This window comes from Crossiella sp. CA198 (assembly GCF_052078295.1).
Classification (GTDB): domain Bacteria; phylum Actinomycetota; class Actinomycetes; order Mycobacteriales; family Pseudonocardiaceae; genus Crossiella.
The window spans coordinates 162,997-177,998 of sequence record NZ_JBQJIM010000025.1 but is presented as its reverse complement, the minus strand read 5'-3'; the positions used below and the strand labels follow the sequence as shown (position 1 = coordinate 177,998).

The following is a 15,002-nucleotide window of genomic DNA, read 5'->3' as shown; positions in this document are numbered from 1 at the left end:
CGCCTCCGCCAGACCCACGCCTACTTCCGCAGCCGAACCACCGAGCAGCACCTCACCACTGCCGCCCCTTGGACCAGCCCCTGGCTACCCGAAGGTTTCGGACAAGACTTCTGGCCAGGTGCTTAGCTCTTCCTTTCCAGCGCGTCGCGGCGATGGGCGCGCAACCGGTGCATGACCTCGTTGCCGCCCTTGCCGAAGTAGTCGTGCAGCTCCTGGTACTCCCGGTACAGGCGTTGGTAGGCAGCGACATTCGCCGGATCCGGCTGGTACCCGCCACGGCGCACCGATCCCATCGCGGCCGCGGCCGCCCGGATGTCCGGGTACGCCCCCGCGGCCACCGCGGCGTGCATCGCCGAGCCCAGCGCCGGTCCCTGTCCCGACCCGATGATCGACAGTGGCAGCCCGGTGACGTCGGCGTAGATCCGCATCAGCAGTTCGTTGCGCGCCAGGCCGCCCGCGATGATCAGTTCCTCGACCGGGACCCCGGCCAGCCGGAAGGTGTCGATGATGGTCCTGGTGCCGAACGCGGTGGCCTCCAGCAATGCCCGGTAGACGTCCTCGGCGCGGGTGGCCAGCGTCTGGCCGAGCACCACACCGGACAGCTCGTGGTCGACCAGCACCGAGCGGTTGCCGCTGTGCCAGTCCAGCGCGATCAGCCCGTGCTCGCCGACGGCCTGCCCGGCGGCCAGCTCGCTGAGCAGTTCGTGCACGGAGATCCCGCGGGCGCGGGCCCGCTCGTGGTACTCCGCCGGCACCTGGTGCTGGACGAACCAGGCGAAGATGTCGCCCACCCCGCTCTGCCCCGCCTCATAACCCCACAGGCCGGGCACGATCCCGCCGTCCACCACCCCGCACATGCCGGGCACCTCACGCAGCACGTCGCCGTTGAGCACATGGCAGGTGGAGGTCCCCATGATCGCCACCATCTGCCCCGGCGCCACCGCCCGCGCCGCCGGCGCGGTGACATGTGCGTCCACGTTGCCCACCGAGACCGGGATCCCCGCGGGCAACCCGGTCCACTCGGCCGCCCGCACGCTGAGCCCGCCCGCCCAGTCGCCGAGCGCGGCCAGCGGCTGGTTCAGCTTGTCGGCGACGAACCCGGCGAAGCCGGGGTTCAGCGCCGCCAGGAAGTCCCGGTCCGGGTAGCCGCCGTCCTGGTGGATCCCCTTGTACCCGGCGGTGCACGCGTTGCGGGTGTAGGTCCCGGTCAGCTGCCAGACGATCCAGTCCGCCGCCTCCACCCAGTGCGCCATGGCCGCGTAGACCGCGGGCGCCTCCTCCAGGAGCTGGAGCCCCTTGGCGAACTCCCACTCCGAGGAGATCAGCCCGCCGTAGCGTGGTAGCCAGCTCTCCCCGCGCCGCCGGGCCAGTTCGTTGATCCGGTCGGCCTGCGGCTGGGCCGCGTGGTGCCGCCAGAGCTTGACGTAGGCGTGTGGTTCCCCGGCGAACTCCGGCAGCTCACACAGCGGAGTGCCCTGCGCGGTGACCGGAACCATGGTGCACGCGGTGAAGTCCGTGCCAATGCCGATGATCCGCGCACTGTCCACCCCCGCCACCCACAACGCCTCCCGCACCGCGGTCCGCAGCACATCGACGTAGTCCGCGGGCACCTGCAACGCCCACTCCGGCGGCAGCGCCCGCCCCTCGCCTGGCAACGCCCGGTCCAGGACCCCGTGCCGGTACTCGTGCACCGCGGCCCCGAGTTCGGCGCCATCGCGCACCCGCACCACGACAGCACGGCCGGACAACGTGCCGAAGTCGACACCCACCACACAGGAATCGAGATCAGTCACCAGCTCAGTCACATGGCGAATGTTATCGCTAACATTAGTTTCGTCAAGGGCGATCGCCGTGACTTGGCGAGCGGCTCAGAGCAGGCCGGCGGCCCCGATGGCGGATTGCCGCCGAGCTGGCTTCGCGGGGCCTGTTCCGGACAGCGCGCGCGTCCGCCGGCTGGCCACCGGCGGGTGCCGCGGGGCCGCCGTCCGGGCGGAACAGATCGCGCCGTCCGGCCGGACCAGATCGCCCGCCCGCGTGCTGGTGACCAGGCCCGATGACGGAATCGGGCGACCAGGGGCTGGGCGGCAGGAGGCCCTGCCACGACCAGGGGGAACGACTCCAGACCGGGCGGGCGGCACAACGCTCCCCCATGCCGGACACCCGGCGCCAAAGGAACCCGGGCGAGGCCGGGGCGGACAGGCCCGGCTCAGGCGGGCGGCGCGGCGCCCTCCCATGCCGGACACCCAGCGCCAAAGAAACCCGAGCAAGGCCGGGCCGGACAGACCCGGCTCAGGCGGGCGGCGCGACGCTCTCCCGCTTGACCAACACCGGTGCGATGGTCCGCCGCTGCTCCACCGGCCCGCCCTCGCTCACCTGCGCCAGCAACAACCCGAGCGTCTCCCGCGCCACCGCCGCGAAGTCAGGCCGCACGGTGGTCAGCGGCGGGATGAAATAGGCGGCCTCGGTCACATCGTCGAAGCCGACCACGCTGACCTCCCACGGGACCCGTCGGTTGCGCTCGCTCATCGCGCGCAGCACGCCGAGCGCGAGATGGTCGTTGGCCGCGAACACCGCGGTGACCTCGGGCATCCTGGCCAGCATCCGGCCTGCCTGGTAGCCGGCCGCCGCACTCCAGTCCGCGGGCACCACCGGCGGTTCCTCCGCGCCCACGGACTCCAGCGCGCGCCGCCAGCCCTGCACCCGCCCTGCGGCGTCGAACCAGTCCGCGGGGCCGGAGACGTGCCAGACCGTCTGGTGGCCCACCTCGAGCAGGTGCTTGGTGGCGGCGTAGGCGCCTGCCGCCTGGTCGACGGTGACCAATGGGGTGGCCCGGTCCGGGTCGCCGTCCACGGTCACCAGCGGCACCCCGGCCGGGACCTCGGCGAGGGCGTCGCTGGCCGAGGCCGTCGGGGCGATGACCACGATCCCGGCCACCCGCTGGTCGCGGTGCCGTTCCACCGCGGCCGCGATCGAGTCCCGGTCCAGCACCCTGACCCGGCCGACGCTGACCGTGAACCCGGCCTCGCCCGCGGCCTCCTCGAAGGCCGAGAGCAGCGAGGCCGGGCCGTAGAGCGTGGAGTTCTGCGTGACCACGCCGATGAGCTGCGATTTCCCGGTGACCAGGGCACGCGCCGCCTTGTTGGGCCGGTAGCCCAGCTCCTTGATGGCGGCGCGCACCCGCAGCCTGGTCTGCTCACGCACGTTGGGATGCTCGTTGAGCACCCTGGAGACCGTCTGATGGGAGACACCGGCGAGCCGGGCGACATCGGTCATCGCGGGGCTGCGCGAAATCCTGCTGTCCACAGGCGATCTCCGATCCTTGGTCTTCGACGCCCGATGTTAGCGGTAACACCGATCTGGCGCCCGTCTGGCACGTCCCGGCCATTCTCCCCTAACCGGCCGGGTTCGCCCCGCCCCGGGGCACGCCGAAGTCCGGCGTGCCGTCGGACCGCCAGCGCAGCCGCTGCACCCGGGTGTGCCGGTTGGGGTCGAAGAGTGGGTCGCCGCTGATGTCCCGGTAGTCCCTGGCGTGATAGACGAGCACGTCCGCGCCGCCGACGGTGGTGAACGAGTTGTGTCCTGGCCCGTACTGGCTGGTGCCCGTGTTGCTGGTGAACACCGGCCCTGGCGATTTGACCCACGACCGCGGGTCGAGCAGGTTCGCGTTCGCCTCCGCGGTGAGCAGGCCCATGCAGTAGCGGGCGTCGGTGGCGCTGGCGGAGAAGGTCACGAACACCCGGCCGTTGCGGATCAGCACCGCGGGCCCCTCGTTGACCTTGAAGCCCTGGGTCTCCCAGGACGCTGTGGGCACCGCGATCCGCGTCGGCGGCGTGCGCAGCGCCAGTGGCGAGTCCAGCTCCGCGAGATAGAGGTTGCTGTTGGTGTCGATGCCGGGTTCGCTCTGCGCCCACAGGAAGTACCGCCGGCCGCGGTGCTCGAAGGTGGTGGCGTCCAGGGTGAAGGTGTCCCAGGCGGTCCGCATCTGCCCGCGTAACACCCAGCCTGCCGCGCGCGGGTCGGCGCCGGCGGATTCCAGCACGTAGGTGCGGATGCGGAAGGGCTCCTCGGCGTCGCCCGCGGCGAAGTAGACGTACCACTTCCCGCCGATCCGGTGCAGTTCCGGCGCCCAGATGTGCCCGCCCATCCGGCCCGAGGCCGGTCGCCGCCAGATCACCGTCTCCGCCGCCGCGCCCAGACCCTCCACTGTGGACGCACCGCGAATGATGATCCGGTCGTACTCGGGCACCGAGCCGGTGAAGTAGTACCTGCCGCCGACCGGTGGGGTGATGAACGGGTCGGCCCGCTGGCGGATCAGCGGCTGACCGGCGGCGGCCGCACCGGCGCCGAGTGGGAGGGCCGCCAGCGCACCGCCTGCCAGCAGCAGGGCACGTCGGTTGAGTGGGCTCACGGACGGCTCCGATCCTTGATGCGCAGGAAGGTGATGGAGTGGGGCGGGAAGGTGTGGGTGAAGGCGTTCGACACCCTGACCTCCGCGACGCGTGGCCGGATCGGCTGGCCTGCCTGGGTGTTGAGGTCATCCGGCTTGCCCTGCAGGGTGGTGGCCTTGGCGATGGGCTGGACCTGGGTGTCGCGCCCCAGGTCCAGCCGCACCCGCGCCGCGTTGTCCTGGGCGTTGACCACCTTGACGATCAGCTCCCCGGTGGCGAGGTCCCTGGTGACCACCTGGCGGAACGGCTCCGTCCGGCGGTCGTCGGTGAACTCGCCCCACCGCTGACCGTCCAGGAACAGCGCGACGTGCCTGGCGCGCACTTCCACGCGCAGGTCGTAGGTCCGGCCGGTCTCGATCCTGGTGTCCTTGTCCAGCACCGTGCTCTTGGCCCCGGCCTCGGTCCGCTCCACCGCGGAGCGGGTGTTGTCCCAGCCGCCCAGGTTCCACCAGTGCAGGTTGCCGGTGTCCTTGACACCGAAGGCGACCAGGAAGCCCTCCCGGCCGGACTGCTTGGTGGCCTTGAGGTTGAGCGTGTAGTCCCGCCAGGCCGGATCGCCCGCGGTCACCAGGGTGTTCTCCGCGGTGGCGTCGGACTGCGCGTAGCTGCCGTCGGTCACCGCCCAGCTGCCACGCCCGGCGGCCTTGGTCCAGCGGGCGTCGGTGCCGGAGAAGTCCTCGGCGAACAGGGTCCGGCCGTCGGCCGCGGTCACCCGGACCTCGTCGTAGCTCGCCGCGGTGGCCCAGGTGGACAGGCCGATCGCGCCGGTGATCGGTTCCATTGTGGACGGTGTGCTGGAGGCGGTGCTGGGCACCACGTGGTCGCCCACGTTGGTCATGAACAGCTTCTGCGTCTCATAGCTGGTCGAGCCCCAGGAGGCGTGGTTGTTGAACCAGATCAGGTCCGGCCGCCACTGCACCGAGTCCTCGTTGGCCAGCAGCGGCGCGTAGGAGGCGAGCTTGACCACGTCGGCGTTGCGCTCCAGGCCGGTCAGGTAGGCGGCCTCCGCGAGGGAGTTGCGCCACCGGTTGTCCCGCGCGGCGTACTCGCCGAGGAAAACCTTGGGGCCGTTGCGGTCGTAACTGTCATAGCGGTGGTTGTTGGCCAGGAACCACTGCGGGCTCATGTAATAGTGCTCGTCCACCAGCTCAACCCCGGCCTCCCGGTTGAGCTGCCAGAGCCGGTCGAAGGTGGGGCCGGATTCGACCGGACCCGAGTTGCCCACCACCGTGATCTCCGGGTACCTGGCCGCGATCGCCTTGCGGAACTCGGTGAAGTGCGCGAAGTACTCCGCAGGCAGGTTCTCCTCGTTGCCCACCGCGAGGTGGGTCAGCCGGAACGGCGCCGGGTGGCCCATCGCGGCGCGCTCGCGGCCCCAGGTGGAGGTGGCGGGGCCGGTGGCGAACTCGATCAGGTCCAGGGAGTCCTGGATGTGCCGCCGCAACAGTTCCGGGTCCCTGGTGACCTGGTTCTGGCCGCAACCGGTGACCAGCGCGGGCACCACCGGCAGCGGCATCGCGCCGATGTCCTCGGCGAACTGGAAGTACTCGAAGTAGCCCAGGCCGTAGGACTGGTTGTAGCCCCAGAAGTTCCAGTTGGCAGCCCGCTGCTCGACCGGGCCGATGGTGTCCTTCCACTGGTAGGACCGGCGGCGCTCGTAGTCCGGCGCCTGATAGCCGTAGTGGCTGCCGGTGTTGACCAGGCAGCCGCCAGGGAAGCGGACGAAACCCGGTTTCAGCGCGGCGATCTTCTCCGCCAGGTCCCGGCGCAGCCCGTGGTTTTTGTAGGTGTCCCTGGGAAACAGCGACACCATGTCCAGCCGCAGGGTGCCCGCTCCCCCGCCCTCGACCCGCAGCCGGGCGGTGGTGCTGGTGGCGCGGGCGCGGAAGCCGCCGGTGTACTTGACCCAGCCATCGCCGCGGACCTGGACGCGCAGCGGGGTGGCCAGTTCCCTGCCCGCCGGGTCGGTCAGCGCGACCGACAGCGGGGTGCCGGTGGCGGCGTTGGTGCGGGCCCAGACCGAGAAGTCGTAGAACTGGTTGTCCCGCAACGGGATCCCGGTGTTGTAGCCGGAGTTGACCACCCCGGCGGGCAGGCTGAGCTTGAGGTGGCGGCGGTTGCGCTCGTGCAGCCTGCCGGCCTCGTCGACCACCTCGGCCACGCCGCCGGTGGGCGCCCAGGAGGTCAGGCCGGTGTAGCCGGCGTTGTCGGCGCGGTCGTACTCGAAGGAGCGGTTCTGCACCAGTTCGGCGTACAGGCCACCGTCGGCGGCGCGGTTGATGTCCTCGAAGAAAACGCCGTACATGCGCTCGTCGATGTCCGGGCCCCGGCCCGCCGGGTCGACGGTCAGGGTGTAGTCGGTCTCGGCAGCCGTGCCAGCACCGGGCAGGGCCACCAGCAGGCTCGCCGCGAGGGCGGCGCAGAGCAACACGCGGGACACGTGAACTCCTTCAGGATCAAGGGAATGCCGCGCGGACGCGGTCGAGTTCGGCCTTGGTGATCGGCAGCACGGTGCCGTGCCGTGGACTGCGTGGCAGCGCGTGCCCGGTGGACGGGGTCCAGCGGCCGGAGGCGAGATCGGTGGTCTCGAACGGGAGGTAGCCGCGGCCGCCGAACTCGTCGATGAACAGGTACCAGCGGCGTTCGGTGTTGGACTTGAATACCGTCGGCCCCTCGCCCTGGCTCATCGCGCCCTTGCCGATGCAGTCGGCGACGAAGCCGTACCTGGTGGAGCGCAGGTTGGTGGACTTCTCCGCGAGGATGAACTTGCTGCACGGGGTGCTGGAGGAGTTGTTCCGCTCGTCCTTGGTGAAGCGGTAGTAGGTGCCGCCGTCCTTGATCACGGTGGAGTCGATGACCGAGTAGCCGGGGTCCACCCACACCTGGGGCTGGCTGAAGGTGCGGAAGTCCCGGGTGGTGGCGTAGAGCATCCGGTTGTGCGTGTTGCCGGTGTGCTGCGGATCGCTAGCGGCGTAGAGCTTCGAGGCCCAGAACACCACGTAGGCGCCGATCGCGGTGTCGTAGTAGGCCTCGGGGGCCCAGGTGTTGCCCGCGGTGTCCGGCGAGACTCGCACGTGCCGCTGCGCGCTCCAGCGCACCAGGTCGGTGGACTCCCACACCTCGATGTGCTTGCTGCCGTGGCGTTGCGCGGCATCCCAGTTGCCGTTGCCGTGCATGCGCAGGTCGGTGGCGATCAGGTAGAACTTGTCGCCGGCAGGCGAGCGGATGATGAACGGGTCCCGCACCCCCTTGTCGCCGAGGGTCGAGGTCAGCACCGGCCTGCCCCGGTTCAGCTCGTCCCAGCGCAGCGCGTCGTTGCCACGGCTGGCGGCCAGGTAGACCTGCTCGCCGGTGGCGCTGCCCTCGCCGGTGAAGTAGCCGAACAGGTAGCCCTCGTAGGGCGCGGCGGCGGGCAGCGGGCGGACGTTGACGTCGAAGCGACGCTTGAGCTGGCGGCCGCCGAGCCGGACGGTGGCGGTGAGGGTGACCGGGGCGGGGGCCGCGCCGTGCGGTGGGCGGGTGACCTCGCCGGTTTCGGTGATCACGTTGCGGCGGTTGGAATGCCAGCTGACGGTGGCGCCCGCGGCCTCGGCGGGCAGGCTGACATTGCCGCGGAGATCCTCGGCGTCCCAGACCGTCAGGGTGTCCGCGGCGGTGGCGAGGGCGCGGGCGGTCGCGGGGTCACCAGGGGCGGCCTCCGCCGCGGGCACGGCGACGGCCAGCGCGAGGGTCAGGGCCAGGGTGGTGAGCAGGGGGCGGGGGCGAGCAGGGAATACCGGCATGACCGTACTTCCATCTCGACAGGGAAGGTGTTCCGGGTCACAAAAGTGAGCGCTAACATAACGAGGGCTCTCCACCGTGTCAACGCCACTACGGTCTGGTAACCCGAAGCTTGACGGACGAGTTGTGAGCGCTCACTCTTGTGGCCCACCAACGGCTCCATCGGAGGAAGACGTGCTGAAGAAGATCACGACCGCCGCCAGCGTGGTCCTGCTGAGCGCACTCGCCGCCTGCTCCGGTGGCCAGTCGCCCGCCGGCGCGGGCGGCGCGATCACCATGGGCTTCGCCCAGGTGGGCGCCGAGAGCGGGTGGCGCACCGCGAACACCAAATCGGTCCAGGAAGCGGCCAAGGCCGCGGGGATCGAGCTGAAGTTCTCCGATGCGCAGCAGAAGCAGGAGAACCAGCTCAAGGCGATCCGCTCCTACATCCAGCAGAAGGTCAGCGTGATCGCGTTCAGCCCGGTGGTGGAGACCGGCTGGGACACCGTGCTGCTGGAGGCCAAGCGGGCCAGCATCCCGGTGATCCTCACCGACCGCGCCATCGACTCCGATGACACCTCGCTGTACCGCACCTTCCTCGGCTCGGACTTCGTCGAGGAGGGCCGCAAGGCCGCGGACTGGCTGCTGGCCAACTCCCAGGGCCAGGTGAACGTGGTCGAACTCCAGGGCACCACCGGCGCCGCTCCCGCCATCGACCGCGAGAAGGGCTTCGCGGAGAAGATCGCCGCCCGCCCGGACATCAAGGTCGTGGCTTCGCAAACCGGGGATTTCACCCGCTCCGGCGGCAAGCAGGTGATGGAGGCGTTCCTGAAGTCCACCCCGAAGATCGACGTGGTGTACGCGCACAACGACGACATGGGGCTGGGCGCGATCGAGGCGATCAAGGCCGCGGGCAAGGTGCCGGGCAAGGACATCCGGATCATCACCGTGGACGCCGTGCGCGACGGCATGCAGGCGCTGGCCAACGGCGAGATCAACTTCATCGTGGAGTGCAACCCGTTGCTGGGCAAGCAGTTGATGGAGCTGACCAAGAAGGTGCTCGCGGGTCAGCAGGTGCCGGCCAGGGTGGTCACCGAGGAGGGCACCTTCACCAGCGAACAGGCCAGGGCCGCGCTGCCCACCCGGCAGTACTGACCACGGTCCCGCGACGAAGGCGGAGTCATGACCGAGCACAACGCGGTCGTCGAGATGCGCGGGATCTCCCTCGCCTTTCCCGGAGTCAAAGCACTCCAGGACGTCGACTTCCGGCTGTTCCCCGGCGAGGTGCACGCGCTGATGGGCGAGAACGGCGCCGGCAAGTCCACTGTGATCAAGACGCTCACCGGCGTGCACACCCCGGACACCGGCGAGATCCGCCTCAACGGGGCCGCGGTGGCCTTCTCCGGTCCCGCCCAGGCCCAGCGGGCCGGGATCAGCACGGTGTACCAGGAGGTGAACCTGTGCCCCAATCTCACCGTGGCGGAGAACATCCTGCTCGGCCGGGAACCGCGCCGGTTCGGCCGGATCGACGGCAGGGCGATGCGGCTCCGCGCGGCCGGGTTGCTGGCCAGGGTCGGGCTGGACATCGACCCAGCCTCCGCGCTGAGCGGCCACCCGATCGCGGTGCAGCAACTGGTCGCCATCACCAGGGCGATCGCGGTGGACTGCCGGGTGCTGGTGCTGGACGAGCCGACCTCCAGCCTGGACACCGCGGAGGTGACCGAGCTGTTCCGGATCATCCGGGTGCTCCGTGACGAGGGGGTGGCCATCCTGTTCGTCTCGCACTTCCTGGACCAGGTCTACGCCATCGCCGACCGGTTGACGGTGCTGCGCAACGGTTGTCTGGTCGGCGAGCACCGCGTCGAGGAGCTGGACCGGCGCGCGCTGATCGCGGCGATGCTCGGCCGCGAACTGGGTGTGCTGGCCGAGATCGAGCGCTCCGCCCGGCACGCGTCCCCGGCCGCGCCCGCCCTGGTGCGGGCCGAGGGACTCGGTCGCCGGGGCGCCATCGCGCCATTCGACCTGGAGATCCGGGCCGGGGAGATCGTCGGACTGGCCGGGCTGCTCGGTTCCGGCCGCACCGAGCTGGCGCGGCTGCTCGCCGGGGCGGACCGGGCGGACACCGGCAGGCTGCTCGTGGACGGCAAGCCACTGCGGCGTGGCCCACGAGGCGCGATTGGCGCGGGCATCGGGTTCTGTTCCGAGGACCGCAAGGGCGAGGGCCTGGTCGCCGATCTCAGTGTCAGGGAGAACCTGGTGCTCGCCCTGCAGGCCGCCCGCGGCTGGACCCGTCCGCTGTCCCGCCGGGCACAGCACGAGCTGGTCGCGAAATACCTTGCCACGCTGGACATCCGGCCGGCGAACCCGGACACGCCCGCAGGCTCGCTCTCCGGCGGCAACCAGCAGAAGGTGTTGCTGGCCCGGTGGCTGGTCATCCGGCCCCGGCTGCTCATCCTGGACGAGCCCACCCGCGGTGTCGACGTCGGGGCCAAGGCGCAGATCCAGCAGCTGATCACCGACCTGGCCGCGGCCGGCATGGCGATCCTGTTCATCTCCGCCGAACTGGAGGAGGTGGTGCGGCTGGCCGATCGGGTCGTGGTGCTGCGGGACCGGCGGGTGCTGGCCGAACTCGGGCACGCCCAGGCCGGGGTCGACGCGGTGGTCGAGTTGATCGCGGGCGACTCGGCGCCCGCGCCGGAAAGGGCGGTCTCGTGAGTTCCCGGTTGCGCTGGCCACTGCTGGCCCTGGCCGTGCTGCTCGCCCTCAACCTGGTGCTGGCGCCGGAATTCTTCTCGGTGCGACTGCAGGACGGGCACCTCTACGGCAGCCTGGTCGACATCCTGAACAACGGCGCGCCCACCTTGCTGGTCGCGCTCGGCATGACCCTGGTGATCGCCACCCGCGGCGTGGACCTCTCCGTCGGCGCGGTCGCGGCGATCGCGGGCGCCCTCGCCTGCACACACATCGCGGGTTCGGCCGATCCTGGTGGCCCGGCGGCCGCGCTCGGCGGCATGGCGCTGGCCCTCGGGCTGTGCCTGCTGCTGGGGCTGTGGAACGGATTCCTGATCGCGGTGCTGGGCATCCAGCCGATCATCGCCACGCTGGTGCTGATGACCGCGGGCCGCGGCCTGGCCATGCTGCTCACCGAGGGCCAGATCATCACCGTGGACAACAGCGCCTACCGAGTGGTCGGCGCCGGGTATCTGGTGCTGCCGGTGGCGATCCTGATCAGCGGAGCCGCCCTGCTCGCGGTCACCCTGCTGACCCGGCGCACCGCGCTGGGCCTGCTGATCGAGTCCGTCGGGGTGAATCCGGAGGCGAGCAGGCTGGCCGGGATCCGCTCCCGCCGGATCATCTGGACCTGCTACGCCTTCGCCGCGCTGTGCGCGGGCGTCGCCGGGCTGATGATCAGCTCCAACGTCAGCGCGGCGGATGCCAACAACGCCGGGCTGTGGATCGAGATGGACGCGATCCTGGCCGTGGTCATCGGCGGCACCGCGCTGACCGGCGGCCGTTACTCCCTGGCCGGAACCCTGCTCGGCGCGCTGCTCATCCAGACGCTCACCACCACCATCTACACCATCGGCATCGCACCGGAGATCACCCTGGTGTTCAAGGCGATCGTGGTGATCGGCATCTGCCTGGCCCAGGCGCCGAAAGCCCGCGCGCTGCTGCGCCGCCGTCCGCCCCGCGCCCGCGCCGAACCCGAGAAGGTGGTCACGCCATGACCGCTCCCGCCCGTGCCCACGCGCTGGTGCCAGTCCGGTTCCGGCCGGTGCTGTTGTCCTACACGTTGTTCGCGCTGATCTTCCTGTCGGGTGCACTGGCCTACGACGGCTTCGGCACCGGCCAGGTGCTGGTGAACCTGTTCGTGGACAACGCCTTTCTGCTCGTGCTGGCGATCGGCCTGACTTTCGTGATCCTCACCGGCGGCATCGACCTCTCGGTCGGCTCGGTGGTCGCACTGTCCACAATGGTCACCGCGACCGGCTTGCGGGCGGGTTGGCCGGTGCCGCTCGTGGTGGCGGCCGTGCTCGTCCTCGGTTCGATGCTGGGCCTGCTGATGGGTCTGGTGATCCACTACTTCGAGCTGCCGCCGTTCATCGTCACCCTGGCCGGGATGTTCCTCGCCCGTGGCCTGTGCTTCCTGATCAGCGTGGAATCAATCCCCATCAAGGACAACACGTTCCGCGCGCTGGCCACCGCCTCGATTGATCTCGGCGGCGGGCTCGCCATCACCTCCGGCGTGCTCGTCGCGGCGCTGGTGGTGGCGGTGGCCGCCTATGTGCTGCACCTGACCCGATTCGGCCGCACCGTGTACGCGGTCGGCGGCAGCGAGTCCTCCGCGACCCTGATGGGCCTGCCGGTCGGCCGGGTCAAGGTCGGGGTGTACGTGATCAGCGGGTTCTGCTCCGCACTCGGCGGGCTGCTGCTGAGCCTGTACATGCTCTCCGGCTACAGCCTGCACGCGGTGGGCATGGAGCTGGACGCGATCGCCGCGGTGGTGATCGGCGGCACCCTGCTGGCCGGCGGCGCGGGCTATGTGGCCGGTTCGGTGGTGGGAGTGCTGGTGCTGGGCGCCATTCAGACGCTGATCTCCTTCCAGGGCACCCTCAGCTCCTGGTGGACCAAGATCGTGATCGGCGTGCTGTTGCTGGCCTTCATCGGGCTACAGCGGGTGCTGCCCCAGCGATCCGCCGGCCGGGCGGCACGGTGAAGCTCACCGGGTCCGCGGCCGGGCTGCCCGCCGGTGTCCACACCCCGAAAGACCATCCCGCGCGGCTTCGTCTCACTGGCGATCGTTCCTGGTCATCCAGAGCCGCCGCGGTCCGGTGCCCGCGGCGCCCAGCCGGTCGTCCCGGTTGCGCAGCAGGCAGTTCTGCAACGAGAGGCATCCGCAGCCGATGCAGTCAGTGAGCTTGTCGCGCAACCGGACGAGCTGGCTGATCCGTAGGTCCAGATCCGCGTGCCAGCGCGCCGCGAGCAGCTCCCAGTCCTCCTGCGTCGGCGCGCGGTCGGCGGGCAGTTCGGACAGCGCCGCGCCGATCTCACGCAGCGGGATGCCGACCCGCTGGGCGACTCTGATGAGCGCGACCCGGCGCAGCGCGTGCCGCGGGAACCGCCGCTGATTGCCCGCCGTGCGCCTGCTGGTCAACAGGCCCTGTTCCTCGTAGAAGTGCAGCGCGGTGACGGTCACGCCGGCACGCCGGGCGAGTTGGCCAATGGTCAGTTCGGCTTGCGGGTCCACCACCTGCGGAATTCTACCTCTTGACCTCGGGTAAAGATGAGGTTTGAAGCTGTTCGGCATGACTCGTGACATCACCGGTCCCCCGCTGGCAGGCCGACGGGAATGGCTCGGCCTCGCAGTTCTCCTGCTCCCCGCGCTGCTGGCCTCGCTTGAGCTGACCATCACCCACCTCGCGCTGCCCGCGATCGGCCGCGACCTGGGCGCGTCCAGCACCCAGTTGCTGTGGATCGTCGACGGTTACGCGTTCCTGCTGGCAGGCACGCTCGTCGTGATGGGCACGCTGGGCGACCGGTTCGGGCGGCGCAGGCTGCTGCTCGGTGGCGCGACCGCGTTCAGCGCCCTGTCCGTGGTCGCCGCGTACGCCCCGAACCCGGAGGTGCTCATCGCGGTGCGCGCCCTGCTCGGCGTGGCGGGCGCGACGCTCATGCCCTCGGTGCTCGCGCTCGCCGTGGCGCTGTTCACCGAAGCACGCCAGCGCGCGCAGGCCGTCGGCATCGTCATCGCCACCGTCTCGGCCGGTACCGCGATCGGACCGCTCGTCGGTGGCTGGCTGCTTGAGCACTTCTGGTGGGGCGCGGCGTTCCTGCTGCCGATCCCGCTGATGCTCGTGTTGCTTGTCCTCGGGCCGGCGACGCTGCCCGAGGGCCGATCCCCCGGCGGGCGCCGGCTGGACCTGCCCAGCGCCGTGCTGTCCATCGCCACCGTGCTGCCGATCGTCTACGGGCTCAAGCAGGTCGCCGCGACCGGGCCGGACCCGATGGCCTTCGCCACCATCGCCCTCGGACTGGCCTGCGCCCTGGCATTCGTCCGCCGTCAGCGCCGCCTGGCCGACCCGATGATCGATCTGCACCTGTTCGCCTCCCCGGCGTTCACCACGGCCACCCTCACGCTCATGCTCGGGATCTTCGTGCTGTGGGGCACGAACTACGCGGTGGCGCAGTACCTCCAGCTGGTGGCCGGGCTGACTCCGCTGACCGCCGGGCTGTGGACGGCACCGTCGGCGATCGGGGTCATCCTCGGCTCCCTCGGCGCGACCCGGCTCGCGCGACGGCTGCCGCCACGGTGGATCATCGGCGGTGGGCTGCTGCTGTCGGCCGCGGGGTTCGGTGTGCTCGCCACCATCGGCCCGGCCACCCCGCTGCGCGTGCTCGTGACCGGGACGATCATCGTCTCGGCCGGGCTGGGACCGCTGATGGCGCTGGCCACCGACATCGTGGTGGGCAGCGCCCCTGCCGAGCGGTCAGGCGCCGCGTCGGCCATCGCCTCCGCCGCACCCCAGTTGGGCGGCGGGCTGGGAATCGCGATCCTCGGCAGCGTCATCACGGCCGCCTACCGCGCGGGCATGGGCAGCCTCGCCGGACCGGCAGGCGACACCCTCACCGGTGCCGTCGCCGCCGCGGGCACCCTGCCAGCGGCCGAGAGCGCCGCCCTGCTCACCACGGCCCGGGCCGCGTTCACCGCCGGATTCGAGGTCAGCGCTCTGGTCTCGGCCACGCTGACGGTGCTGCTCGCCGGCACCGTCCTGCTGGTGCTGGGCAGACGGTGAC

11 protein-coding genes and 1 pseudogene are annotated in these 15,002 nt (G+C 70.8%); 6 read left to right on the top strand and 6 right to left on the bottom strand.

Features of this window, described 5'->3' with window-relative positions; all coding sequences use genetic code 11:
• A pseudogene (locus ACTOWY_RS34910) lies at window positions 1-126 on the top strand (IS630 family transposase); the annotation flags it as partial.
• Here ACTOWY_RS34910 and araB read toward each other — a convergent pair.
• From araB to ACTOWY_RS34885, 5 genes are all read right to left on the bottom strand, one after another.
• Entirely contained in the window at window positions 123-1,805 is a 1,683-nt protein-coding gene (araB, locus tag ACTOWY_RS34905; protein ID WP_441313867.1) for a ribulokinase, read from the bottom strand. The pseudogene ACTOWY_RS34910 and the gene araB overlap by 4 nt on opposite strands.
• Window positions 1,806-2,289: 484 nt before the next feature.
• Window positions 2,290-3,273, bottom strand: a complete 984-nt coding sequence (locus ACTOWY_RS34900; RefSeq protein ID WP_441313866.1) for a LacI family DNA-binding transcriptional regulator — start codon at window positions 3,271-3,273, stop codon at window positions 2,290-2,292.
• Window positions 3,274-3,391: 118 nt separating this feature from the next.
• Window positions 3,392-4,408, bottom strand: a complete 1,017-nt coding sequence (locus tag ACTOWY_RS34895) for a glycoside hydrolase family 43 protein (RefSeq protein ID WP_441313865.1) — start codon at window positions 4,406-4,408, stop codon at window positions 3,392-3,394.
• On the bottom strand, window positions 4,405-6,888 hold the full coding sequence (locus ACTOWY_RS34890) for an alpha-L-arabinofuranosidase C-terminal domain-containing protein (protein ID WP_441313864.1): 2,484 nt from the start codon (window positions 6,886-6,888) through the stop codon (window positions 4,405-4,407). The genes ACTOWY_RS34895 and ACTOWY_RS34890 overlap by 4 nt, the downstream gene beginning before the upstream one ends.
• A 16-nt stretch (window positions 6,889-6,904) precedes the next feature.
• Window positions 6,905-8,230, bottom strand: a complete 1,326-nt coding sequence (locus tag ACTOWY_RS34885; RefSeq protein ID WP_441313863.1) for an immunoglobulin-like domain-containing protein — start codon at window positions 8,228-8,230, stop codon at window positions 6,905-6,907.
• A gap of 172 nt (window positions 8,231-8,402) precedes the next feature.
• Here ACTOWY_RS34885 and ACTOWY_RS34880 point away from each other — a divergent pair, with 172 nt between their 5' ends.
• Genes ACTOWY_RS34880 through yjfF form a run of 4 tightly spaced genes read left to right on the top strand, consistent with a single transcriptional unit; the run spans window position 8,403 to window position 12,924 of the window.
• A complete protein-coding gene (locus ACTOWY_RS34880; protein ID WP_441313862.1) occupies window positions 8,403-9,362 on the top strand; it encodes an ABC transporter substrate-binding protein in 960 nt (319 codons plus the stop codon).
• A gap of 27 nt (window positions 9,363-9,389) precedes the next feature.
• Window positions 9,390-10,922: a sugar ABC transporter ATP-binding protein gene (locus tag ACTOWY_RS34875; RefSeq protein WP_441313861.1), complete on the top strand. Its 1,533-nt coding sequence runs from the start codon at window positions 9,390-9,392 to the stop codon at window positions 10,920-10,922.
• Complete coding sequence (locus ACTOWY_RS34870) at window positions 10,919-11,935, top strand: ABC transporter permease (protein ID WP_441313860.1); 1,017 nt, start codon at window positions 10,919-10,921, stop codon at window positions 11,933-11,935. The genes ACTOWY_RS34875 and ACTOWY_RS34870 overlap by 4 nt, the downstream gene beginning before the upstream one ends.
• A complete protein-coding gene (yjfF, locus tag ACTOWY_RS34865; protein ID WP_441313859.1) occupies window positions 11,932-12,924 on the top strand; it encodes a galactofuranose ABC transporter, permease protein YjfF in 993 nt (330 codons plus the stop codon). Before ACTOWY_RS34870 ends, yjfF begins: the two co-directional genes overlap by 4 nt.
• Before the next feature lie 72 nt (window positions 12,925-12,996).
• Here yjfF and soxR read toward each other — a convergent pair whose 3' ends face one another.
• Window positions 12,997-13,467 (bottom strand): redox-sensitive transcriptional activator SoxR, encoded by a 471-nt coding sequence (gene soxR / locus ACTOWY_RS34860; protein WP_441313873.1) that lies wholly within the window; start codon window positions 13,465-13,467, stop codon window positions 12,997-12,999.
• 46 nt (window positions 13,468-13,513) lie between these two features.
• Here soxR and ACTOWY_RS34855 point away from each other — a divergent pair, with 46 nt between their 5' ends.
• Window positions 13,514-15,001 (top strand): MFS transporter, encoded by a 1,488-nt coding sequence (locus tag ACTOWY_RS34855; protein ID WP_441313858.1) that lies wholly within the window; start codon window positions 13,514-13,516, stop codon window positions 14,999-15,001.
• Window position 15,002: the final 1 nt, after the last annotated feature.